Below are 20,183 nucleotides of genomic sequence, written 5' to 3'. Positions count from 1 at the left end.
GAAGACGATGATCGATTCCGCGTCGCCCGGCCGACCGCCCCTCGCAGGGTTGCGGGTCCTCGATCTGGGCTGGGTGATGGTCGGGCCGTTCAGCTCGCGCTATCTGGTGGAGCTGGGCGCCGACGTGATCAAGGTGGAGAGCTCAAGCCGCATCGACCCGTCGCGCACCCTCCCTCCGTTCCTGGACGGAGGGAGGAATCCCGAACGCTCGGTGCCCTACCACTTCGTCAATACAGGCAAGCGCAGCATCGACCTGGACCTTCGGTCGCCCGAGGGGCGGGATGCGGTGCTGCGGCTGGCCGAGAGGGCGGACGTCGTCGTCGAGTCGTTCACACCCGGTGTCGTGGAGCGGCTGGGGCTCGGCTACGACGAGCTCAGCGCCCGCAACTCCGGGATCGTCATGGTCTCGACGAGCATCGCCGGCCGCTCACCGGCGGGTCCTGAGCGCAGCGGTGTCGGCACGGTCGGCTCCGCGATGTGCGGGGCGATGCACATGGTCGGCTATCCGGGGAGGGCGCCGAGCGGTCCGTTCGGTCCGTGGACGGACGCCGTCGCGCCACGGTTCATCGTCCCCACCCTGCTGGCGGCACTGCGGCGCCGGGAGGCCACCGGACGGGGTTGCCACATCGAGGTGTCCCAGGCGGAGGCGGGGATGCAATTCCTGTTGCCCGCGTTGTACGACTATCTCGTCAATGGTGTCGTGGCCCAGCCCGGCGGAGCGGTGCCGGACGCGAGCCGGGCGCCCTGCGGGCTCTACCCGTGCGCCGGGGATGACCGCTGGGTCGCCATCGACGCGGCGCCCGGCGAGCAGTGGACGGCGCTGGTCGGCGTGGTCGGCCGCGCCTTGGCCGACGACCGGTTCAGCGTCCTGCTCGACCGTCTCCGGTACCGGGCCGAGCTCGACGCCGTACTGGGGGAGTGGACGAGCCGGCAGGACGCCCAGGACGTGGAGGACGTACTGCAGGCGGCCGGCGTGCCTGCGCACGTCGTCTCCACCGCGGCGGACCTGCACGACGATCCGCACCTCCGTGCCGAGATGCTGGTCCGGGTGTCGGATCCGGACCTGGGCGAGGTCGACTTGACGAGGCCCGCTTTCCGGCTGGCCCGCTCGCCGCGCCCCCCGGTCACCCGCGGGCCCTGGACGGGGGAGCACACCGCCGAGGTCCTCGCCGAGCTCGACCGGCGGTGATGCTGCCGTGGCACCCCGCCTTCGGGCGTTCGCAGTGCGGACCGGTCTCAGATACTTGTCAGTCAACCAACTAGCATGTAGCGTCATCGGGCGACGGCCTAGTGGCCGGAAAGGGCGGAACGTCATGACCTCGATCGTCGATCTCGACGCCGAACCGCCGCGGTTGCGCGGGGGGACCTGCCGCGTCTGCGGCCTTGTGTTCTTTCCCTTCCAGACCTACGGGTGCGAGCAGTGCGGCGCGTACGGCGACGCGCTCCAGCCGTCGCCGCTCAAGGGCCACGGGACTGTGCGCGCCACGACGGTGGTGCACCGGCACGCGGACCCGCGCCGCCCCGCGCCCTTCAGCGTCGTCCAGGTCGACCTCGACGAAGGTCCGATGGTCCGCGGTGTCGTCGCGGAGGGCGTCGAGCTGGAGGTAGGAGCATCCGCCCAGCTGGTGAAGGTCGCGGATGCGGGCGACGACGAGTTGCTCGCGGTCCGCTTCACCGCACCGCCGAAGGAGTCCTGATGACCAAGCTGCTCGGTGACCTCGAGCCGGTCTACGTGGTCGGCGCGGGCTGGCACCGCTACCAGCGGCTGAGCCAGGTCGGCTACGTCGACCTCGGCCTCACCGCGGTGCGCGGTGCGCTCGACGACGCCGGCCTCGCCTGGGGAGACGTCGACGAGTCGTTCATCGGCACGGGCCATCTCGGGATGGCCGTCGGCAGGCCGATGCTCAAGCACCTGGGCGCGCTGGGCAAACCGCTCGTCCACGTCGAGAACGCCTCGGCGTCGGGTTCCGCGGCGTTCCGGCTGGGCTGTGTTCACGTCGCGGCGGGTATCAGCGACGTGGCGCTGGTGCTGGGCGTCGACAAGCCGCGATCGATCTATCGGGCTCCCACCGGCACCCACGGCCTCGCGGACGATGCCATCGTGCCCTTCACCCACTTCTCGCTGCTCAGCGGCGCCTACACCGCGGCGTCCGGAGTCACCGACGAGGACCTCGCTCAGATCGCCGTCAAGAACCACCGCAATGGCTCGCTCAACCCGAACGCCCACCGGCAGCAGGAGCGCACGCTTGAGGAGGTCCTCGGCGGGCGCAGGACGGCGGGTTCGCTGACCTCCCTGCAGTGCTGCCCGGTCGGCGAGGGCGCGGCGGCCGTGATCGTGGCCTCCGCAGGGGCGATCGCGCGACTGGGCATCGACCCGGCCAAGGCGATCCGGGTCGCCTCGTCGGCCACGGTGACCGAGACGACCACGTCGTCTGACCAGGAGGTCACCCGCGAGGTCATCGCCCGTGCTCTGCACGAGGCCCAGACCCCGCCCAGCGAGGTCGACGTCTTCGAGCTGCACGACGCTTTCACGATCGAAGAAGCGCAGTACGTCGAGGCCTCGGGCATAGCCCCGCCCGGCAAGTACGTGCCGATGCTGAAGGAGGGCGCCTTCGACATCGGCGGGCAGTGCGCCGTCAGCACCTCCGGCGGACTGCTCGCGATGGGACATCCGATCGGCCCCACCGGAGTGGGCCAGATCGGCGAGATCGCCCTGCAGCTGCGGGGATCCGCAGGGCCACGGCAGCATCCGGGAGCCCGGGTCGGACTCGCGCACATGGTCGGCCTCGGGGCGGTCGGCTACGCCCATGTGCTCCGCAAGGACTGAGCACGTCACCCATCGAGCGTCTGGAGTCATAGGTGCGCGACACTCTCGCAGCCGAACCCCTGCGGTCCCGGCTCCCCGAGCAGCTGGCCCGCCGGTTGCGTCTGCCCGTCATAGCCGCCCCCATGCTGCGGGTCTCTGGAACGGAACTCGTCGAGGCGGTCTGCCGGGCTGGGGCGATCGGATCCTTCCCGACGGCGAACGCCCGCGGGCAGGGTGAACTCGACGCCTGGCTCACCCACATCGAGCAGCGACTGGAGGAGCGCCCCGGACCTGACGGGTACACCGGTCCGGTCTGTCCGAACCTGGTGATGCGCAGCGACCGGCTCCGCGAGGACATCGCCACCATCGTCCAGCACGACGTTCCCCTGGTGATCGCCAGCGTGGGCTCGCCCAAACCGGTGCTCGGCCCGCTGCACGATGCCGGAGTCTTCGTGTTCGCCGACGTCGCAACGCTGGAGCACGCCCATAAGGCGCTGGACGCCGGCGCGGACGGGCTGGTCCTGCTGACCGCCGGAGCAGGCGGGCAGACCGGCTGGCTGAACCCGTTCGCGTTCGTCCGGGAGGTGCGGGAGTTCTTCGACGGGCCGGTCGTGATGGCGGGCGGGATGAGCGACGGCACCGCGCTGGCCGCGGCGCGGATGCTCGGCTGCGACCTGGGCTACATCGGTACCCGGCTCATCGCCGCCCGGGAGAGCATGGCCGACGACAAGTACCGCGACCTCCTGGTGTCGTCGACGATGGACGACGTCCAGCTGACCAGGGCGTTCAACGGCCTGTGGGGCAGTTATCTGAGGCCGTCCATCGTCGCCGCGGGCCTGGATCCGGACCGCCTCGACGAGACGGTCGACACCGCCACCGCCGACGCGCGCTACGGCAGCGGAGGCAGTGAACCCGTCCGCCGGTGGAGCGACATCGTCAGCGCGGGCCACTCCGTCGCCGGAGTCCGAGCCGTCGAGTCGGCCGAGCAGATCCTCGAACGCACACGCCGAGAGTACGAGGACACCCTGCGCGCCTTCGGCTCCTCCGACCCCACATCCACCTTCGAAGGCGAATGACCATGCGCGTCGACGCGTCGAAGCCGAGACGCGTCCCGTAGGGACCGCACGCGGTGCATCCCCGCGTCACGGCATGGCCGAAGCGCTGAAGAAGGGTTTTCGATCACCTTTTCAGGAAGGCAGGGAGCGCAACACATGAGCAACGACATCCTCGACCTCGGAGGAAGGGTTGCCCTGGTCACGGGAGCGGGCCAGGGCGTCGGCAGGCAGATCGCGCTCCACCTCGCAAGCCACGGCAGCGGCGGCGTCGCCGTGAACGACTACGTGCTCGAGCGCGCCGAGGCGGTCGCGGAGGAGATCCGCGAGGCCGGCGGCAAGGCCTTCGCGGTCCAGGCCGACGTCAGCGACATCGACTCGGTCAGGGACATGGTCGCCAAGACCCAGGCGGCGCTGGGACCGATCGGGGTGCTGGTCAACAACGCCGGGAACATGGGCGCCAATCCCCATCCGGACATCCGCAGGCCGTTCTGGGAGACCGGACCCGAGGTGTGGAACTCCACGATCGGCGTCAACTTCTACGGGGTCCTCAACTGCGTCAGCGCCGTCGTCCCCGGGCTCATCGAGCGCAAGGCCCCCGGCCGGATCATCACGATCATCTCTGACGCCGGCCGCTACGGCGACTCCGGGCTGGAGATCTACGGCGGGGCGAAGGCGGGCGCCGCGGGCTTCATGCGCGGTGTGGCGCGCACCCTGGGCCGCCACCAGATCACGGCGAACAACATCGCCATCGCCGCCACGGAGACACCCGCGACCGCCGAACGCATGCATGCCGACCCGGCCAGGCTGAAGAAGATCTTCAGCGGCTACATCGTCCGCCGCCCGGGCCAGCCGACCGATGTCGCCAACATGGCGCTGTTCCTGGCCTCCGACGCCAGCTCGTGGATCACCGGCCAGACCTACCCGGTCAACGGCGGTTTCACGCTCGCACTTTAGCCCGCTTCCAGCCCAGAGAAAGGTTCGTCGCCGATGTCCGAGACCGTGAGCACCGAGGACCTGGTCCTCACCGAACGCCGCGGCCATGTCCTGGTCGTGACGATCAACCGGCCGTACGCCCGCAACGCCGTCGACTACGCCACATCAGCGGCGATGGAGAAGGCGATGGACCTGCTGGACGAGAGCGACGACCTCTTCGCCGGTGTCGTCACCGGGGCGGGCGGCACCTTCTGCGCCGGCGCCGACTTGAAAGCCGCGGCGAAGAACCCGACCCGCAACCCGCCGCTCGCACGAGGCGGGTTCGGTGTGATGCGCCGGCCCCCGCGCAAGCCCCTGATCGCCGCGGTGGAGGGGTACGCGGTCGGTGGCGGCTTCGAACTGTGCCTCACCTGCGATCTCATCGTCGCCGCAGAGAACGCGCAGTTCGGCCTGCCGGAGGTGCGCCACAACGTGGTCGCGGTGGGAGGGGGGCTGTTCCGGCTGCCGAAGCAGTTGCCCTACCACCTGGCCATGGAGCTCGCCCTGACGGGCGAATTCCGCAGCGCGGCCTTCTTCCGCGACTGGGGTGTGGTGAATCGGGTGGTGCCCGCCGGACAGGCGCTTGCCGCGGCCCTGGAGCTCGCCGAGTCACTCCAGGTCAACGGACCCACCGCGGTGGCGGCGTCCAAGGAGATCATGTTCCAGTCCTCCTCCTGGGGCACCGAGGAGGAGGCGTGGGAGAAGCAGATGCCGATCGCCAGGAAGGCCACCGACTCCGAGGACCGCGCCGAGGGGCTGGCCGCCTTCGCCGAGAAGCGCAAGCCCGTGTGGAAGGGCCGATGAGGCGCGGCGAGGGCCGGCCGAGGGCCGATGGCCGGTCGCGCACCGAGCTGGGGCGGGCCCGGCCTGGGCCCGCAGTATTCTAAGACGGTGCTGGAACGCCGGACGCAGGCCGAGAGGCGAGACGAGTCGCGTAAGCGACTGATCCTGGCCGCGATGCGGCTGCTGGGCGAGCGGGGCTACGCCCGCACCTCGCTTGTGGAGATCGGGCGCGAGGCGGGACTGAGCCGCGGCCTGGTCAGCCACTACTTCGGCTCCAAAGAGGCCTGCATGCGCGCCGTCGTGGAGTACATCCGTACGCAGACGCGCCAGCGAACCTCAGACCTTGGCGGACACGGCGAAGACGCCGTCGATGTGATCCTTGACGTGTACTTCGATCAGGTCCGAGCGGGGCATGTCGAGGCCAAGGCCATGTACGTGGTCCTCATCGAGGGACTCACGGCCACTCCCGGCCTGCGTCCGGCCGTCGCCGATACCAACGCTCTCACGCGGACGTTCCTCGCGGAGTGCGTCGCGGAGATGGTCGACCCGCGGATCCCGGATCCCGCGACCCATCCTCAAGTCATGGCGATCGCCACCCTGATCGAGGGGATACTCCGCGGTGTCGCCCTGCAGTGGATGGCGGACCCGGACAACGTCGACCTCGACGCCGCGAAGAACACGGCGAAGATGATGGTCCGCAGCGCGGTGACCGCGATCGAGACCGTCGCCGACCTCCCTTCGAAGTAACTTCCCGTTCCACGGGCGGCTCTCGCAAGGCGGGCTTCATGCATCGCGTGCCGTTCTCACGGCCGCCGTTGCCAGGAGTGCCGCGAGTTCTTGCGGGTGGGAGAGCATGGGGCTGTGGCCCGAGGCGATCTCCTCCTGCCAGGTTGCGCGACATGCCATGCGGCCCTGCACCTCGGGAGTGAGGGCCTGGTCGCGGGTGCACGTGACGTAGGTGGAGGGGATGGTCCTCCACGCCGCCTGCGTGACGGGGGCGCTGACCGCGCTGACGTGCTCGGGGGTGAGGCGCGCGGCGGCCCGCTTCGCCTCCTCGGGTGGGCAGTCGCCGTACAACAGGTGGTGCGCCGCGGCTTCCGGAACCCGCAGGTACCCGCCCTCTCCGCCCGGGAGCAGAGTGGCGTCGGGTGAGACGGGCCCTGGCAGGACCCTGTCCACGCACGACTCGCCCACGTCCAGCAGGAACGCGGTCAGGTAGATCAACGTGGCGACCGACGGGTTCGCCCCGGCGGCCTCGGTGGCCACGGCGCCGCCGTAGGAGTGCGCGCACACAGCGAGAGGGCCGGGGAGCTCTGCCAGTTCCGCCCGCAGGAAGGCGGCGTGCCCTTCGAGGTCGTGGTGGCCGGGCGCGCGGTCCATGCCGGGCAGCTGCACTGCGTGCGTGCGGAGTCCGGCGGCCTCCAGCAGCGGGACGACCGGCTCCCAGCACCAAGAGCCGTGCCAGGCCCCGTGGATCAGCACCAAGGTGGGGGACTGAGTGCCGGCCATCGGCCTCACCTCGTTCTCTTCCGGGCTGTCTCACCTCGGATGGTGGCCTCGTACCCTACTATGATATGCAATGGACTGCTAAAGTAAAAGGACTGACCAAAATTGGCGGCGTCGAACCTCGACCCCGCAAGCTCGACCCCGTCCAGGGCAGTCGAGATCAGTCGACGGGCGCCCGGCCGGCCCGCCCCTCCGAGAACGGAACCGCCGAATGACGTACGTGTGGCACCCTGGCGACGAGTACCTGCGCAACTCCAACGTGGCTCGCCTGATGCGCAGGCTGGGCGCGGCCACGGGCGACGAGCTGCGTCGGGCGTCGGTCGCCGACATCGGCTCCTTCTGGGACGCGGTGGTCGATGACCTCGCCCTGCCCTTCCTTACCCCTTACCGCGAGGTGGTCGACCTCAGCCGCGGGGTCGAATGGCCCGATTGGTTCGTCGGCGGCGCGCTCAACGCCGCCGACGCTTGCCTGCGGCGCTGGGTCGGGCAGATCCCCGACGCGGTCGCGGTGACCCACGAGGCGGAGGACGGGACGACCCGCTCGCTCACCTTCGCCCAGCTCGACGACGAGGTCGCCCGCTTGCGCGGCGCGTTGCGGGCGCGGGGGGTGACCAAGGGCGACGCGGTCGCGCTCTACCTGCCGATGGGCATCGAGGCGGTCGTGACCCTGTACGCCGTGGCGAGTTTGGGGGCGATGCTGGTGCCCCTCTTCTCCGGGTTCGCCGCCTCGGCCATCGCCGCCCGGGTGGGTGACGCGCGGGCGAAGGTCATGGTCTGCGCGGACGCCACCGTCAGGCGTGGTCGCGTCGTCCAGATGCTCCCGGTCGCCCGCGAGGCCGCCGCGGAGTGCCCCTCCCTCGAACTGGTCATCGTGGTCGGCAACGTCGAGGAGAGCGTGGCGCTCAAGGGTTCCGAGGTGGCCTGGGAGACGGTTCTCTCCGAGCGGCCGGACCCCGACATCGAGCGCACGGCCGCCTCCGACGTGCTTCTGCTGGCGTATACCTCCGGCACTACCGGTAAGCCGAAGGGCGCCGTCCATACCCACGCCGGGTTCGTCGTCAAGACGGCTTGCGAGGTCGCCTACGGGTTCGACGTCGCGCCGGGCCGCACCTTCAGCTGGATCACCGACATGGGTTGGATCATGGGCCCGCTCTCGATCCTCGGCACCCACGCCAACGGAGGCACGCTCATGCTCTACGAGGGCTCTCCTGACGTGCCGGACGCCCGTCGGCTGTGGAGTCTGGTGGAGCGGCACCGAATCTCGACCCTAGGCGTCAGCCCCACCCTCATCCGGACGCTGCGCTCGCCCGACAACACCGGCGTCGACTACGATCTGAGCAGCGTCCGCACGATCGGGTCCACCGGCGAGCCCTGGGATCCGGAGTCCTACGAGTGGCTCGCCCGCGATGTCTTCCGCGAGCGGGTGCCCGTCATCAACTTCTCCGGCGGCACCGAGGTCGGTGGATCTTTCCTGTGCCCGTACCCGGTCGAGGACATCGCCGCCTGCTCGCTGGGTGGTCCGGCGCTCGGGATGGACGTCGATGTGGTCGACGCCAACGGCGCCGGCGTCCGCGGCGAGATCGGCGAGCTGGTGTGCCGCCAGCCGTGGCCGGCTATGACGCGGGGCATCTGGAACGACCCGGACCGCTACCACGAGGCTTACTGGTCGACCTTCCCCGGCCTGTGGCGGCACGGTGACCACGCTCTGGTCGACGACGGAGGCTGGTTCATCCTGGGCCGCTCCGACGATGTCATGAACGTCGCGGGCAAGCGGGTCGCGCCGGCCGAGATCGAGTCGGTGGTCGCCGAAGACCCCGCGGTTCGCGAAGCAGCGGTCGTCGGCATTCCCGACCCCACCAAAGGGGAGGGGATCTGGGTCTTCTACGTCGCGGGCAGCGGTGACGACGAAGCCCGGGTCGAGGCGCGCATCCGCGAGCGAGTGGCCACGCGGGTCGGTAAGCCGTTCGCGCCATCGCACGTGGTGCAGGTCAGCGAACTGCCCAAGACCCGTTCGGCGAAGATCTTGCGTCGGGCCATCAGGGCGGCGGTGGTCGGCACCGATCCCGGCGACCTGTCGGGGGCGGAGAACCCGGCTGCCGTCGAGACGATCCGGGCGCGCGTCCGGGAACTGCGGTGATGGAGCACCGCGGCGGGCTAGACCTCCTCCACATCGACGGCCTCGCGCTCCTCGACCTCGAGGATGGAGGCGGCGTACGCGTGCACGTGCCGGCTCATCCGGCGCAGCGCGGCGTCGGGATCCCGGTCGCGGATCGCGGAGGTGATCACCTTGTGCGCGTGGATCGTGGCGCGCCGGACCTCCTGGTCGAGAAAGCCGTGGTTGTCGGTCGCCGTGTAGATCGTGTCCGACAGGGCCGTCATGAATCCGGCGAGCAGCTCGTTATGGCTGGCCAGGGCGACGGCGACATGCCAGTCGATGTTGGCGCGGAGGAACTCGGCGATCGTCCCCTCTTCGGCGGACATCGCCTCCTGGGCCTTCTCGATTCGTGCGAGGTCGGCGTCGGTACGGTAACGGGCCGCGAGCTGAGCGCACGAGGGTTCGATCGCCTCGCGGGTCTCCAGCAGTGCGGGGATGCGGATCTGCTGGCCGCGGATCAGCAGGTTGACCGAGTTGGCGATGGAGTCGCGCCCGGGGCGACGTGCGAAGGCGCCGCCGGCGCGTCCCGTCCGCACGCTGACCAAGCCCTGGACTTCCAGGATCCGCATCGCCTCGCGGACGGTCGTGCGGCTCATACCGGTCTGGGTCACGAGTTCACGCTCAGGGGGAAGGGCGGTCCCCTCCGGGTAGTCGCCGCGAAGAATCAGTTCGCGGAGCTCCTCGGCCAGGACGTCCGACGCCTTCGGCACCTGGAGCGGCGCCAGTGCGACGTCCACGCGGACCACGCCGGCATCTCCCGATTGCGACTCAGTCATGGGCCACCCACATCTTCTGTCTTTGGTCATACCTAAGGTACCAGACCGCCGCCCGCGAGTTCTGTCAGATGATAGCGGGAGTGACTTTGGCCAGACCATAAGATATGGTCTATCCATTACGAGAAGGGTGGCGTTGTGGACTTCGAGTACACCGAGGACCAGCGGATGATCAGATCGGCTGTCGCCGAGCTGGCGGCCCGCTTCGACGATCAGTACTGGATGGAGAAGGACCAGGCGAAGGAGTATCCGACCGAGTTCTACGACGCGCTCGCCGGCGCGGGCTGGCTGGGGATCACCATCCCCGAGGAGTACGGCGGTCAGGGGCTCGGCATCTCCGAGGCGTCGATGATGCTCGAGCAGATCGCCGCCTCGGGCGCCGGGATGAACGGCGCGAGCTCGGTGCACATGTCGATCTTCGGCATGCACCCGGTGATCGTGCACGGCTCCGACGAGATGAAGAAGGAGAACCTCCCCCGGATCGTCAGCGGCGACCTGCGGGTCTGCTTCGGCGTCACCGAGCCCGGCGCCGGCCTGGACACGACCCGGATCACGACCTTCGCCGAGCGGGACGGCTCGGACTACGTCGTGAACGGCCGCAAGGTCTGGATCTCCAACGCGATGGAGTCGGAGAAGATCCTGCTGCTCACCCGCACCGCTCGCTACGAGGACTCGCCCAAGAAGACGGCGGGGATGACGCTCTTCTTCACGGACCTCGACCGCGCGCACGTCGAGATCCGGCCGATCAAGAAGATGGGCCGCAACGCCATCACCTCCAACGAGCTGTTCATCGACGACCTCCGCATCCCCGAGGAGCACAGGGTCGGCGAGGAGGGGAAGGGGTTCACCTACCTGCTCGACGGGCTCAACCCCGAACGGTGCCTGGTCGCCGCCGAGGCGCTCGGGATCGGGCGGGCGGCGCTGAAGCGGGCCGTGGCCTACGGCAACGAGCGGGCCGTCTTCGGCAGGCCCATCGGCATGAACCAGGGCATCCAGTTTCCGCTCGCCGACTCCCTGGCCCGCCTCGACGCGGCCGAGCTGATGCTCAGGAAGGCGACCTGGCTCTACGACCGCGGGCTGCCCTGCGGGCGGGAGGCGAACACGGCGAAGTACCTGTGCGCCGACGCGGGGTTCGCCGCCGCCGACCGTGCGCTCCAGACCCACGGCGGCATGGGGTACGCGGAGGAGTACCACGTCGCGCGCTACTTCCGCGAGGCCCGCCTCACGCGGATCGCGCCCCTGAGCCAGGAGATGGTCCTGAACTTCCTGGGATCGCATGTTCTCGGGCTGCCGAGGAGCTACTGATGCGCAGCCAGGGCACGCCTCTGGACGGGTGACGCACGATGATCGACTTTTCGGCGTACCTTCGGCCGGGCGGTGGCGTTTGGTGGAGCCAGGGAAGCGCCGAGCCGGAGCCGCTGGTCGACCGGCTCCTGGATCAGGTGGACGCGATCGGGCCGGTGCAGGCGTTCTGCGGCCTCACCTGGAACGAGCGGATCTCGCGGGAGCTTCCCGCGGCCATGACCATCCTCTCCTACGGCGGGCTCGGCGAGCTGCGACGGCTCAGCCGGCAAGGTCTGTTGGACGTGGTGCCCTGCCACTACTCGTCGTTGCCCAGGATGTTCCAGAAGCGGCTGCTCCCGGCGGACGTGGGACTCGTCCAGGTCTCGCCGCCGGACGCGGACGGGATCGTGACGCTCGGCATCGGCGTGGAGTACGCCGCCGACGCCATTCCCCACACCACGACCCTCATTGCCGAGGTCAACCACCGGATGCCGCCGACCGTGGGCTCGCTCAGGCTACCGCTGAGCTCGTTCGCGGCGGTCATCGAGACCGACAGGCCACTGCGGGAGGCGAGTTCGCGGCCGCCCGACGAGGTGGACCTGCGAATCGCCGGCCACGTCGCCTCCCTCGTCGAGGACGGCGACACCGTCCAGATCGGAGTGGGCACCCTGCCCAACGCGGTCCTGGACGCTCTGGAAGACCACAGCGACCTGGGCTTTCACAGCGGCATCCTGACCGACGGCGTGCTGGCCTTGATCGACAAGGGCGTCCTCACGGGCGCGCGCAAGGAGATCGACCGGGGCGTGGCGGTCACCGGCACGGCGATCGGGAGCATGGCGGCGTACGCCCGCCTGCCCGGCATGCCGGTGGAGTTCCGGGCCGCGAGCTACACGCACTCGCCGGCCGTCCTGTCGCGGCTGGGCTCGCTGGTTTCGATCAACTCGGCCATCGAGGTCGACCTGCTCGGACAGGTCGGTGCCGAGATCGCGCGCGGCGCCCAGATCGGAGCCGTGGGGGGGCAGGTCGACTTCAGCCGGGCCGCCTCCCTGACAGGTGCCCGCTCGGTCATCGCCATGCGCTCGCAGGTCGGGGGAGAGACGACGATCGTGCCGGTGCTGCGCGGCGGCGTCGTGACGACCGCCCGCGCCGACGTCGACGCCGTGGTCACGGAGCACGGCGTGGCGAACCTGACCGGCTGCACCGTCACGGAGCGCGCCCGACGCCTGATCGAGGTGGCGGCGCCGGAGCACAGAGAGAGGCTGGAGAGAAGCCTCGGAGAGGTGAAGGCGTAATGGACGCTAAGAGCTATCCCTCCGCGACGGAGGGCGAGGATCGCCGGGTGCGCATCCGTGAGGTCGGCCCGCGCGACGGTTTCCAGAACGAGCCGGAGACGATCCCGACCAGCGACAAGGTCCGGCTGATCAACGCCCTGGGACGGGCAGGGGTCGAGCGGATCGAGGTGGCGAGCTTCGTGCGTCCCGACGTGATCCCGCAGCTGTCGGACGGCGTTGAGGTGCTGCACCGCATCGAGCTGCCCCCGACCGTGGCGCGGATGGTGCTCGTTCCCAACCGGAAGGGACTTGAGAACGCGCTGAGGGAACGCGCCTACTTCGACGAGGCGGCGCTGTTCGTCAGCGCCAGCCAGACGCACAACAAGCGCAATGTCAACCGCACGGTCGAGGAGACCATGGCCGACGTGCGCGGGATGGGCCCCCGGATCGTGGCCGAGGGCGTCCGCCTGTGCGCGGTCATCGCGACGTCCTTCGGCTGCCCCTTCGAGGGGGAGGTGCCGATGGGCCGGGTGCTCGACCTCGCCGAGCAGTTCGCCGAGGCGGGCGCCGTCGAGATCGGCTTCGGCGACACGACCGGAATGTGCAACCCGGCGTACGCCGGCAGGTTCTTCGCCACCGCGATCGAGCGCCTCCCCGGCGTCGAGATCACCGCCCACTTCCACAACACCCGGGGCCAGGGCCTCGCCAACGCCTACGCCGCGCTGGAGGCGGGGTGCCGCAGCTTCGAATCCAGCTTCGGCGAGCTCGGCGGCTGTCCGGTGCCGAAGGGCTCCACCGGCAACATCGCCACCGAGGATCTCGTGAGCATGTTCCACGAGATGGGCATCGACACGGGCCTGGACCTGGGCGGACTGATCGATGCGGCCCGCGAGGCGCAGGAGACGCTGGGCCGCAGGCTGACCAGCCACTCGATCGTGGCGGGGCCCGTGATCTGGAGCCCGGGGGAGCGTGCCGGCGCATGAAGGCTTCGGTGATGGAGTCGTACGGCGGCCCCGAGGTGCTGCGCTGCCAGGACGTCCCGGACCCGCGACCCCGGTCGGGATGGTCCCTCGTCGCCGTCAAGGCGGCGGCGCTGAACTGGCACGACGTGCTGGTCAGGCGAGGGGGGTACCGCTCGCCGCTGCCGCACATCCCCGGGGCCGACGGGGCCGGGGTCGACCGGGCGACGGGCGAGGCGGTGATGGTGCTCCCGTCGCTGTGGTGGGGCCGGGACGACAGCGCGCCGGGCCCCGACTGGGAGATCCTCGGCGACAGCCGCCCCGGGACCTACGCCGAGTTGGTGGCGGTCCCGACCGAGTGCCTCGTGCCCGTGCCCAGCGGGTTGACCTGGGCGCAGGCCGCCGCCCTGCCGCTCGTCGGCGTCACCGTCTACCGCGCGCTGTTCACCCGCGGCCGGCTGCGGGCCGGAGAGTCGTTGCTGGTGCTCGGGGCCGGCGGCGGTGTCGCCACCATGGCCGTGAGCCTCGCCGCGGCGGTGGGCGCCCGCGTGTGGGTCACCTCCTCGTCGAAGGCGAAGATCGACAAGGCCCGTGAGCTGGGCGCCGGCGGCGGTGTGCTGTACGGCGACCCCGGATGGCCCGAGGCCGTGCGCGAGCTGGCCGGCGGCTTCGACATCGTGCTGGACTCGGTCGGCCTCTGGGCGGAGTCGCTGCGCGTCCTGCGCCCCGGGGGGCGGCTGGTGGTGTTGGGCGCGTCGGCCGCCGAGACCGCTGAGCTGCGGATCCGGCCCTACTACTTCGGCCAGTACGACCTGCTCGGGACCACCATGGGCAGCGAGCGCGACCTTGCCGGTCTGCTCGCCCTGCTCGAGCGCCACCGGGTGCCTCCGGTCGTCGTCGACCGCGTTTTTCCGTTGGCCGAGGCCCGCACCGCCCACGAGCACCTCGAGGGCGGCAGCGGTTTCGGCAAGACGATCCTCGAACCCTGACCGGAAGGCAGACCGTGCTCGTCTCCCGTTCCCTCTCGCCGTCCGGGGTCGCCGGCATCACGCTGGACTCCCCGCAGACCCGCAACGCACTGAGCGATGCCCTGCTCGACGAGCTGCTGGCGGCACTGGACCAGGTTGCCGCCGACGATGCGGTGCGTGTCGTCGTGCTGCGCAGTTCCCACGACCGGGTCTTCTCCTCCGGCGGAGACCTTCGGGCCTTCGCCGACGGGCAGCCGGCAGTGGTCAAGTACGGCGGGCTCGACCGCTTCCCCCGCCTCTACCGGCGCCTCGGCAGCCTGGGCAAGCCGGTCATCTGCGCCGCGTCGGGCGACGTCCTCGCGGGCGCCTTCGGCCTCGCACTCGCCTGCGACCTGGTGATCGCGAAAGAGGGCGTGCGGTTCGGCTGCCCGGAGATCAACGTCGGCGTGTTCCCGTTCATGATCTCCTCCCTCATCTACCGGAACGTGCCGCGCATGAGGGCCAACGAGCTGATGATGCTGGGCGAGCCCATCGATGCCCGCGAGGCTCTCAGGCTCGACATCGTCAACGCCGTGGTCCCCGCCGAGGAGTTCGAGGCCACCGTCGCCGACTGGGCCGACCGCCTGGCGGCGAAGTCGCCGCTCCTCATGCGGCTGGGCAAGAACGCGCTGGACGCCACCCGGGACATGAGCCTCCCAGAGGCGCTCGCGACGCTCCAGTCGCAGCTGGCCCTCGCCTTCACCACCGAGGACATCGTCGAGGGCGTCGCGGCCTTTCGGGAGCGGCGTGAACCCGTCTGGAAGGGCCGATGAGGCTCGACGCCGTCTTCTCCTCCGGGCACTCGGCCGACGCCACCGCGCGGTTGCCAGCGCCTCGAGGAGCGGAGTCGACACGCGAAGAGCAGGGCTGACACGCGAAGTTGCGACCACAATGTGAGGTTTGACACGCTTCTTGGTTATTATGGTATGACCAATTCTTGATACAGTCCAAAAAATTAGTGAGGTGGTTCACATGGGTTCACTCGGCGAAGCCGAGGTCACGCCTGAGACGGAGCCCTTCTGGGAGGGCGCGGCTCAGGGCGAGCTGAGGATGCAGCGCTGTCTCAGCTGCCGGCGGTTCTACTTCTTCCCCCGCCGCACCTGCCGCTACTGCCACTCCGGTGACGTCGAATGGCGCAGGTTGTCCGGCCAGGCGAAGCTGCTCTCCTACGTGATCAACCGCCGGCCGGTGGTGCCGCGAGGGGAGAGCGAGCCCCAGATCATCGCGATCGTCGAGGTCGACGAGGGGCCGCGCATGCTCACCAACCTGGTCGGCGTGGAGCCGGACCCCGACGCGCTCGTGCTCGACGGGCCGCTGACCGTCGAGTTCCAGGAACGCGGTGGCCGCCCGATGCCCGTCTTCCGGCCCGCGGTCGGTGCCGCATGAGGCCCGGGGACATCGCGATCGTCGGCGCCGCGGAGACCGACGAGGTGGGAGTGCTGCCCGAGCTCTCCATGCTGGAACTGCACGCCGAGGCCTCGCTGCGCGCGATCGCCGACGCCGGCCTCACGCCGGCCGACATCGACGGCGTGGCGACGGCCCGCCCCTACCCGGTCGCGATCGCCGAGCGGCTCGGCATCAAGGCCCGCTGGCTGGACGGCACGGCCGTAGGCGGCGGCAGCTTCATGCTGCACACGCGGCACGCCGCGGCCGCCATCGCCGCCGGCCACGCCTCCGCCGTCCTCATCAGCCACGGCGAGTCCGGCCGCTCCCGTTCCGGGGCCTCCCCGATGGCCAACGAGGCGGCGAGCCCGCGCGGACAGTTCGAGATGCCGTACGGCGCCGTGCCGCCGTACGCCACCTTCACGGTGCCGGCGATGCGCTTCCTGCACGAGCGCGGCATGGGCAGGCGCGACCTCGCCGAGGTGGTGGTCGCCCAGCGGCGCTGGGCGGAGCCCAACCCGCGGGCGTTCCGGCGCAAGCCGATCACGGTCGACGAGGTGCTGGACGGCCCCGAGATCGCCTACCCCTTCACGCGCGACATGTGCTGCGTGGTGACGGACGGCGGCGGCGCGCTGGTGGTCACCAGCGCGGAGCGGGCCCGCGACCTGCCCCGCCCGGAGCGCGCCGTCCACCTGCTCGGAGCCGGCGAGGCCCCCGGGACCTCGATGGTCTCGCAGATGGAGGACCTCGGTTCCTTCTCGGGTTACCGCGAGGCGTCCGCGGAGGCCTTCCGCACGGCCGGCATCACCCCCGCCGACGTTGACCACTTCATGGGGTACGACGCGTTCGCGCACCTGCCGCTCTACATGCTCGAGGACATCGGCTTCGTCGGGCGCGGCGAATCCGGTGCCTTCATCGCCGAGGGCCACACGACGGTGGGCGGCTCGCTGCCGATGAACACCAACGGCGGTGGCCTCTCCTACACGCACACCGGGATGTACGGCATGTTCGCGATCCAGGAGGCGGTCAGGCAGTTGCGGGGCGAGGCGGTCGTCCAAGTGCCCGGGGCCGAGATTTCCTTCGTCCAGGGCGTTGGAGGCTTCTTCTGGTCGGCAGGCAGTCTCGTGCTCTCCAATCAGCGGCCGTGAACGCACGGCATCGGCCCGACACGACTGTGCGGAGGTAGAACGTGGGACTGGATCCTTCGGTCATCGGCGTGTCGACGCCGCCCACGGAGTTCAGCTGGTCCGAGCGCGACGTCATGCTCTACGCCGTCGCCGTCGGTGCCGGCTCGGCCGAGCCGACGGCCGAACTGAATCTGACGACGGAGAACACCGCAGGCCAGGCGCTGGCCGTCCTGCCGACGTTCGCCAACATCATCACGCGGATCACGCGTGCTCCAGTCGGCGAGGTCGACATGACCAAGCTGGTGCATGCGTCGCAGGCGATGGAGCTCCACCGGCCCATCCCGACGTCCGGGCGCGCCCTGGTCACCGCCACCGTCGTCGAGATGCTCGACAAGGGCAGCGCGGGGGTGGTCACCCAGAAGCAGGTCGCCGTCGACGCCGAAGACGGTCGGCCGATCGCGACCACCTGGCAGACCGTGCTGATCCGAGGGGCGGGAGGCTTCGGCGGGGAGCGCGGGGCGACCAAGCGCGTCACCATCCCCGAGCGGGAGGCGGACTTCGTCCGGACTGCGTCGGTGCGGCCGGAGCAGGCGTTGCTCTACCGGCTGACAGGCGACCGCAACCCGCTCCACAGCGACCCCGCCTTCGCGGCGCGCGGCGGGTTCGACAAACCGATCCTCCACGGTATGTGCACCTACGGCTTCACCGGCCGGCTCCTCGTCGAGAACTTCGCTGCGCGGGAGCCCAGCCGGATGCGGTGGATGGAGGGGCGGTTCACGAGGCCGGTCGTTCCGCCCGCACAACTCACCGTCGAGATGTGGGTCGAGGACGGAGCCGTGCTCTTCCGGACCTCGGCGGACGGCGGCGTCGTCATTGACGCCGGCCGCGCCGTCTTCGCCAACGATTAGTCAACCAGGGAAAGAGGTAGAGCCGATGGGCAACACCCTCGAGGACAAGGTCGCGATCATCACGGGCGGTGCCCGCGGGATCGGGGCCGCCGTGTCCCGGATGTTCGCGGCCGAGGGCGCGACTGTGATCATCAACGACCTGGGCGGTGGCCCGGACGGCGTCGGCAGCGACCTCGGCCCCGCCCAGGAACTGGCCGACAAGATCACCGCCGAGGGCGGCAAGGCCCTGGCGAACGGCGGGGACATCGCCGATGTCGCCACCGGCCAGGAGCTGGTGCGGACGGCCGTCGAGCGGTTCGGCCGCCTCGACATCGTGGTGAACTCGGCAGGCATCCTGCGCGACCGGATGATCTTCAACATGACTCCGGAGGACTGGGACGCCGTCATCCGGGTGCATCTGCGCGGCCACTTCTCGACCGTGCAGCCGGCGGCGGCGTACTGGCGCTCGCTGCGGCGGCCCGACGGCAACTTCCGCGTCATCAACTTCACTTCGATCTCCGGCCTTGACGGCTCCCCGGGCCAGGCGAACTACGCGGCCGCCAAGATGGGCGTCGTCGGCCTGACCTACTCGCTCGCGCAGGGCCTCGCGCGCTACGGCGTCACCGCCAACGCGATCGCGCCCAGCGCCGAAACCCGGCTGGTCGCGGGGGTGCCGGCGGAGCTGCGCGCCATCAAGGACCGTCCGGAGGCGACCGACCCGCGGCGCTCGCCCGACAACGTCGCGGCGCTCGCCACCTACCTCGCCGGCGACCGCTCCGGATGGCTGAGCGGTCGAGTGCTGTCCTCGGGCGGTTTCGAGGTCGGGCTCTACCCGAACCCGGAGATCGTGCGCGGCGTCCAGTCCGAGGCGCCCTGGACGCAGGAGGCCCTGGCCGACAAGCTCGAGAGTGAATTCCGCCCCGTCGCCGACGGCCTGCCCCCGAGCGTCTTCGCGGGGCAGGTCAAGTCGAAGTGACGGCCATGTCGAGCGCAGCACCGGGGCGGCCCGGCCGTGCCCTTGAGGGCATGGTCGTCCTCGACCTCGGCCAGATCTACAACGGGCCCTACTGCACCATGCTGTTGCGGCAGCTCGGCGCCGAGGTGATCAAAATTGAGCCCGGCGGCGGCGAGCCGATCCGCTGGCGGGGCGACGGCACAACCGTCAGCCAGGCGTTCAACCTCCTCAACGGCGGCAAGCAGGGCCTCGAGCTGAACCTGAAGTCAGCGGCGGGCGTGGAGCTGTTCCTCAGGCTGGTGGCCGTCGCCGACGTCGTGGTCGAGAACTTCGCGCCCGGTGTCATGGAGCGCCTCGGGCTGGGCTACGACCGACTGGAGGAGGCGAACCCCCGCCTGGTGCTCGCCTCCGGCAAGGGCTTCGATTCGGCCAGCCGCCACAAGGACCTGCGGGCCATGGACATCACCGTCCAGGCGATCAGCGGGATGATGGCGGCCACCGGATTCGAGGGGCAGCCCCCGGTCAAGAGCGGCGGCGCGGTGGCCGACTTCATCGCAGGCACCCACCTGGCCGCCGCCATCCTCGGCGCCCTGGTCCAGCGGGAGCGCACAGGCCGCGGCCAGCGGGTCGAGGTCAACATGTACGACGCCATCCTGCCGACTCTGACGTCCAACATCGCCGGCTACCTCGACTCCGGCGGGACGGCGCCGGAGCGGGTCGGCAACCGTCATGGAGGGCTGTCGGTGGCGCCGTACAACGTGTACGCGTCGGCCGACGGCTGGATCGCCGTGCTGTGCATGCGCGACAGGCACTGGCAGACGCTGTGCCGGCTGGTCGGCCGCGAGGACCTGCTCGCCGACGAGTCCCTGGCGACGCCGCGCGGCCGGGTCGAGGCGATCGGCCGGGTGGACGAGGTGGTGTCGGCCTGGATCGCCACGCTCACCACCGCCGGCGCTCTCAAGCTCCTGCAGGAGGGCGACATCCCGGCCGCGCCGGTACGCCGGCTCCGGGAGGTGATCGAAGACCCGGACGTCCGCGAACGCGGGATGCTCGTCGAGGTCGACGACCACGGCAGGCCGGGGTACGCGTACGGCAGCCCGTTGCGCCTGGGTGCGTCGGCCCCCGTCGCGCCGGCGCAGGCGCCGGACATCGGGGAGCACAACGGCGCCGTGCTCTCGCGTCTGCTGGGCCTGACCGAGGCCGAAATCGAGGAATGCCGCCGGCGAGGTGCCTGGTGAGCGTGCGAGAGGCGGTGATCGG

20 protein-coding genes are annotated in these 20,183 nt (G+C 70.4%); 18 read left to right on the top strand and 2 right to left on the bottom strand.

All coding sequences use genetic code 11. The annotated features are described in order from the left end of the window. Positions 1 to 7: 7 nt before the first annotated feature. The 7 genes from F8568_RS14675 to F8568_RS14645 all read left to right on the top strand — a co-directional run bounded on the left by F8568_RS14675 (position 8) and on the right by F8568_RS14645 (position 6,363). Positions 8 to 1,189, top strand: coding sequence for a CaiB/BaiF CoA transferase family protein (locus F8568_RS14675; protein WP_151594101.1), 1,182 nt, complete (start codon positions 8 to 10; stop codon positions 1,187 to 1,189). Between the two features lie 124 nt (positions 1,190 to 1,313). Beyond that, positions 1,314 to 1,697, top strand: a complete 384-nt coding sequence (locus F8568_RS14670) for a Zn-ribbon domain-containing OB-fold protein (RefSeq protein ID WP_151594100.1) — start codon at positions 1,314 to 1,316, stop codon at positions 1,695 to 1,697. Beyond that, a complete protein-coding gene (locus tag F8568_RS14665; RefSeq protein WP_151594099.1) occupies positions 1,697 to 2,827 on the top strand; it encodes a thiolase family protein in 1,131 nt (376 codons plus the stop codon). The genes F8568_RS14670 and F8568_RS14665 overlap by 1 nt, the downstream gene beginning before the upstream one ends. A 32-nt stretch (positions 2,828 to 2,859) precedes the next feature. Beyond that, positions 2,860 to 3,882, top strand: a complete 1,023-nt coding sequence (locus F8568_RS14660) for an NAD(P)H-dependent flavin oxidoreductase (RefSeq protein ID WP_202124961.1) — start codon at positions 2,860 to 2,862, stop codon at positions 3,880 to 3,882. A 135-nt stretch (positions 3,883 to 4,017) separates the two neighbouring features. Further along, positions 4,018 to 4,815 (top strand): SDR family NAD(P)-dependent oxidoreductase, encoded by a 798-nt coding sequence (locus F8568_RS14655; RefSeq protein ID WP_151594098.1) that lies wholly within the window; start codon positions 4,018 to 4,020, stop codon positions 4,813 to 4,815. Between the two features lie 33 nt (positions 4,816 to 4,848). After that, entirely contained in the window at positions 4,849 to 5,637 is a 789-nt protein-coding gene (locus F8568_RS14650; protein WP_151594097.1) for a crotonase/enoyl-CoA hydratase family protein, read from the top strand. A gap of 27 nt (positions 5,638 to 5,664) precedes the next feature. Further along, positions 5,665 to 6,363, top strand: a complete 699-nt coding sequence (locus F8568_RS14645; RefSeq protein WP_151594096.1) for a TetR/AcrR family transcriptional regulator — start codon at positions 5,665 to 5,667, stop codon at positions 6,361 to 6,363. A 36-nt stretch (positions 6,364 to 6,399) separates the two neighbouring features. Here F8568_RS14645 and F8568_RS14640 read toward each other — a convergent pair whose 3' ends face one another. Beyond that, the gene (locus F8568_RS14640) at positions 6,400 to 7,125 is read right to left on the bottom strand and encodes an alpha/beta fold hydrolase (RefSeq protein WP_151594095.1); all 726 of its coding nucleotides are present in this window, start codon (positions 7,123 to 7,125) and stop codon (positions 6,400 to 6,402) included. 208 nt (positions 7,126 to 7,333) lie between these two features. On the opposite strand from F8568_RS14640, the gene F8568_RS14635 reads away from it, so the two are divergent. Beyond that, complete coding sequence (locus F8568_RS14635) at positions 7,334 to 9,259, top strand: AMP-binding protein (RefSeq protein ID WP_151594094.1); 1,926 nt, start codon at positions 7,334 to 7,336, stop codon at positions 9,257 to 9,259. Between the two features lie 17 nt (positions 9,260 to 9,276). Here the strand turns inward: F8568_RS14635 and F8568_RS14630 are convergent, their stop codons facing one another. Beyond that, positions 9,277 to 10,053 carry a FadR/GntR family transcriptional regulator gene (locus F8568_RS14630; RefSeq protein WP_151594093.1) on the bottom strand — a complete coding sequence of 259 codons (777 nt, stop codon included), beginning with the start codon at positions 10,051 to 10,053 and terminating at the stop codon, positions 9,277 to 9,279. Between the two features lie 135 nt (positions 10,054 to 10,188). Between F8568_RS14630 and F8568_RS14625 the strand changes: the two genes are divergently transcribed. From F8568_RS14625 to F8568_RS14580, 10 genes are all read left to right on the top strand, one after another. Next, on the top strand, positions 10,189 to 11,355 hold the full coding sequence (locus tag F8568_RS14625; protein WP_151594092.1) for an acyl-CoA dehydrogenase family protein: 1,167 nt from the start codon (positions 10,189 to 10,191) through the stop codon (positions 11,353 to 11,355). A gap of 38 nt (positions 11,356 to 11,393) precedes the next feature. Continuing rightward, on the top strand, positions 11,394 to 12,626 hold the full coding sequence (locus F8568_RS14620; protein WP_151594091.1) for an acetyl-CoA hydrolase/transferase family protein: 1,233 nt from the start codon (positions 11,394 to 11,396) through the stop codon (positions 12,624 to 12,626). Positions 12,627 to 12,673: 47 nt separating this feature from the next. Beyond that, positions 12,674 to 13,588, top strand: coding sequence for a hydroxymethylglutaryl-CoA lyase (locus F8568_RS14615; RefSeq protein ID WP_202124960.1), 915 nt, complete (start codon positions 12,674 to 12,676; stop codon positions 13,586 to 13,588). Then, entirely contained in the window at positions 13,585 to 14,553 is a 969-nt protein-coding gene (locus F8568_RS14610; RefSeq protein WP_151594089.1) for a quinone oxidoreductase family protein, read from the top strand. Before F8568_RS14615 ends, F8568_RS14610 begins: the two co-directional genes overlap by 4 nt. Before the next feature lie 14 nt (positions 14,554 to 14,567). After that, positions 14,568 to 15,344: an enoyl-CoA hydratase/isomerase family protein gene (locus tag F8568_RS14605; RefSeq protein ID WP_151594088.1), complete on the top strand. Its 777-nt coding sequence runs from the start codon at positions 14,568 to 14,570 to the stop codon at positions 15,342 to 15,344. Positions 15,345 to 15,543: 199 nt separating this feature from the next. Then, positions 15,544 to 15,957: a Zn-ribbon domain-containing OB-fold protein gene (locus tag F8568_RS14600; protein ID WP_151594087.1), complete on the top strand. Its 414-nt coding sequence runs from the start codon at positions 15,544 to 15,546 to the stop codon at positions 15,955 to 15,957. Further along, on the top strand, positions 15,954 to 17,102 hold the full coding sequence (locus tag F8568_RS14595) for a thiolase C-terminal domain-containing protein (RefSeq protein ID WP_151594086.1): 1,149 nt from the start codon (positions 15,954 to 15,956) through the stop codon (positions 17,100 to 17,102). Before F8568_RS14600 ends, F8568_RS14595 begins: the two co-directional genes overlap by 4 nt. 41 nt (positions 17,103 to 17,143) lie before the next feature. Then, the gene (locus tag F8568_RS14590) at positions 17,144 to 17,989 is read left to right on the top strand and encodes a MaoC/PaaZ C-terminal domain-containing protein (RefSeq protein WP_328600879.1); all 846 of its coding nucleotides are present in this window, start codon (positions 17,144 to 17,146) and stop codon (positions 17,987 to 17,989) included. Between the two features lie 25 nt (positions 17,990 to 18,014). Further along, positions 18,015 to 18,944 (top strand): SDR family NAD(P)-dependent oxidoreductase, encoded by a 930-nt coding sequence (locus tag F8568_RS14585; protein ID WP_151594085.1) that lies wholly within the window; start codon positions 18,015 to 18,017, stop codon positions 18,942 to 18,944. 5 nt (positions 18,945 to 18,949) lie between these two features. Continuing rightward, on the top strand, positions 18,950 to 20,161 hold the full coding sequence (locus tag F8568_RS14580; RefSeq protein WP_151594084.1) for a CaiB/BaiF CoA transferase family protein: 1,212 nt from the start codon (positions 18,950 to 18,952) through the stop codon (positions 20,159 to 20,161). The last annotated feature ends 22 nt before the right edge of the window (positions 20,162 to 20,183 follow it).

It is taken from the genome of Actinomadura physcomitrii (genome assembly GCF_008923205.2).
Taxonomy (GTDB): domain Bacteria; phylum Actinomycetota; class Actinomycetes; order Streptosporangiales; family Streptosporangiaceae; genus Spirillospora; species Spirillospora physcomitrii.
The sequence above is the reverse complement of the archived record's forward strand: the minus strand, read 5'-3'. Positions and strand labels throughout refer to the sequence as shown.

Excerpts from the sequence above, each read along its gene's own strand:
- F8568_RS14675 (WP_151594101.1), top strand. The coding sequence starts at position 8 with ATGATCGATTCCGCGTCGCCCGGCCGACCGCCCCTCGCAGGGTTGCGG.
- F8568_RS14670 (WP_151594100.1), top strand. The coding sequence starts at position 1,314 with ATGACCTCGATCGTCGATCTCGACGCCGAACCGCCGCGGTTGCGCGGG.
- F8568_RS14665 (WP_151594099.1), top strand. The coding sequence starts at position 1,697 with ATGACCAAGCTGCTCGGTGACCTCGAGCCGGTCTACGTGGTCGGCGCG.
- F8568_RS14655 (WP_151594098.1), top strand. The coding sequence starts at position 4,018 with ATGAGCAACGACATCCTCGACCTCGGAGGAAGGGTTGCCCTGGTCACG.
- F8568_RS14650 (WP_151594097.1), top strand. The coding sequence starts at position 4,849 with ATGTCCGAGACCGTGAGCACCGAGGACCTGGTCCTCACCGAACGCCGC.
- F8568_RS14645 (WP_151594096.1), top strand. The coding sequence starts at position 5,665 with ATGGCCGGTCGCGCACCGAGCTGGGGCGGGCCCGGCCTGGGCCCGCAG.
- F8568_RS14640 (WP_151594095.1), bottom strand. The coding sequence starts at position 7,125 with ATGGCCGGCACTCAGTCCCCCACCTTGGTGCTGATCCACGGGGCCTGG.
- F8568_RS14635 (WP_151594094.1), top strand. The coding sequence starts at position 7,334 with ATGACGTACGTGTGGCACCCTGGCGACGAGTACCTGCGCAACTCCAAC.
- F8568_RS14630 (WP_151594093.1), bottom strand. The coding sequence starts at position 10,053 with ATGACTGAGTCGCAATCGGGAGATGCCGGCGTGGTCCGCGTGGACGTC.
- F8568_RS14620 (WP_151594091.1), top strand. The coding sequence starts at position 11,394 with ATGATCGACTTTTCGGCGTACCTTCGGCCGGGCGGTGGCGTTTGGTGG.
- F8568_RS14610 (WP_151594089.1), top strand. The coding sequence starts at position 13,585 with ATGAAGGCTTCGGTGATGGAGTCGTACGGCGGCCCCGAGGTGCTGCGC.
- F8568_RS14600 (WP_151594087.1), top strand. The coding sequence starts at position 15,544 with ATGGGTTCACTCGGCGAAGCCGAGGTCACGCCTGAGACGGAGCCCTTC.
- F8568_RS14595 (WP_151594086.1), top strand. The coding sequence starts at position 15,954 with ATGAGGCCCGGGGACATCGCGATCGTCGGCGCCGCGGAGACCGACGAG.
- F8568_RS14585 (WP_151594085.1), top strand. The coding sequence starts at position 18,015 with ATGGGCAACACCCTCGAGGACAAGGTCGCGATCATCACGGGCGGTGCC.
- F8568_RS14580 (WP_151594084.1), top strand. The coding sequence starts at position 18,950 with ATGTCGAGCGCAGCACCGGGGCGGCCCGGCCGTGCCCTTGAGGGCATG.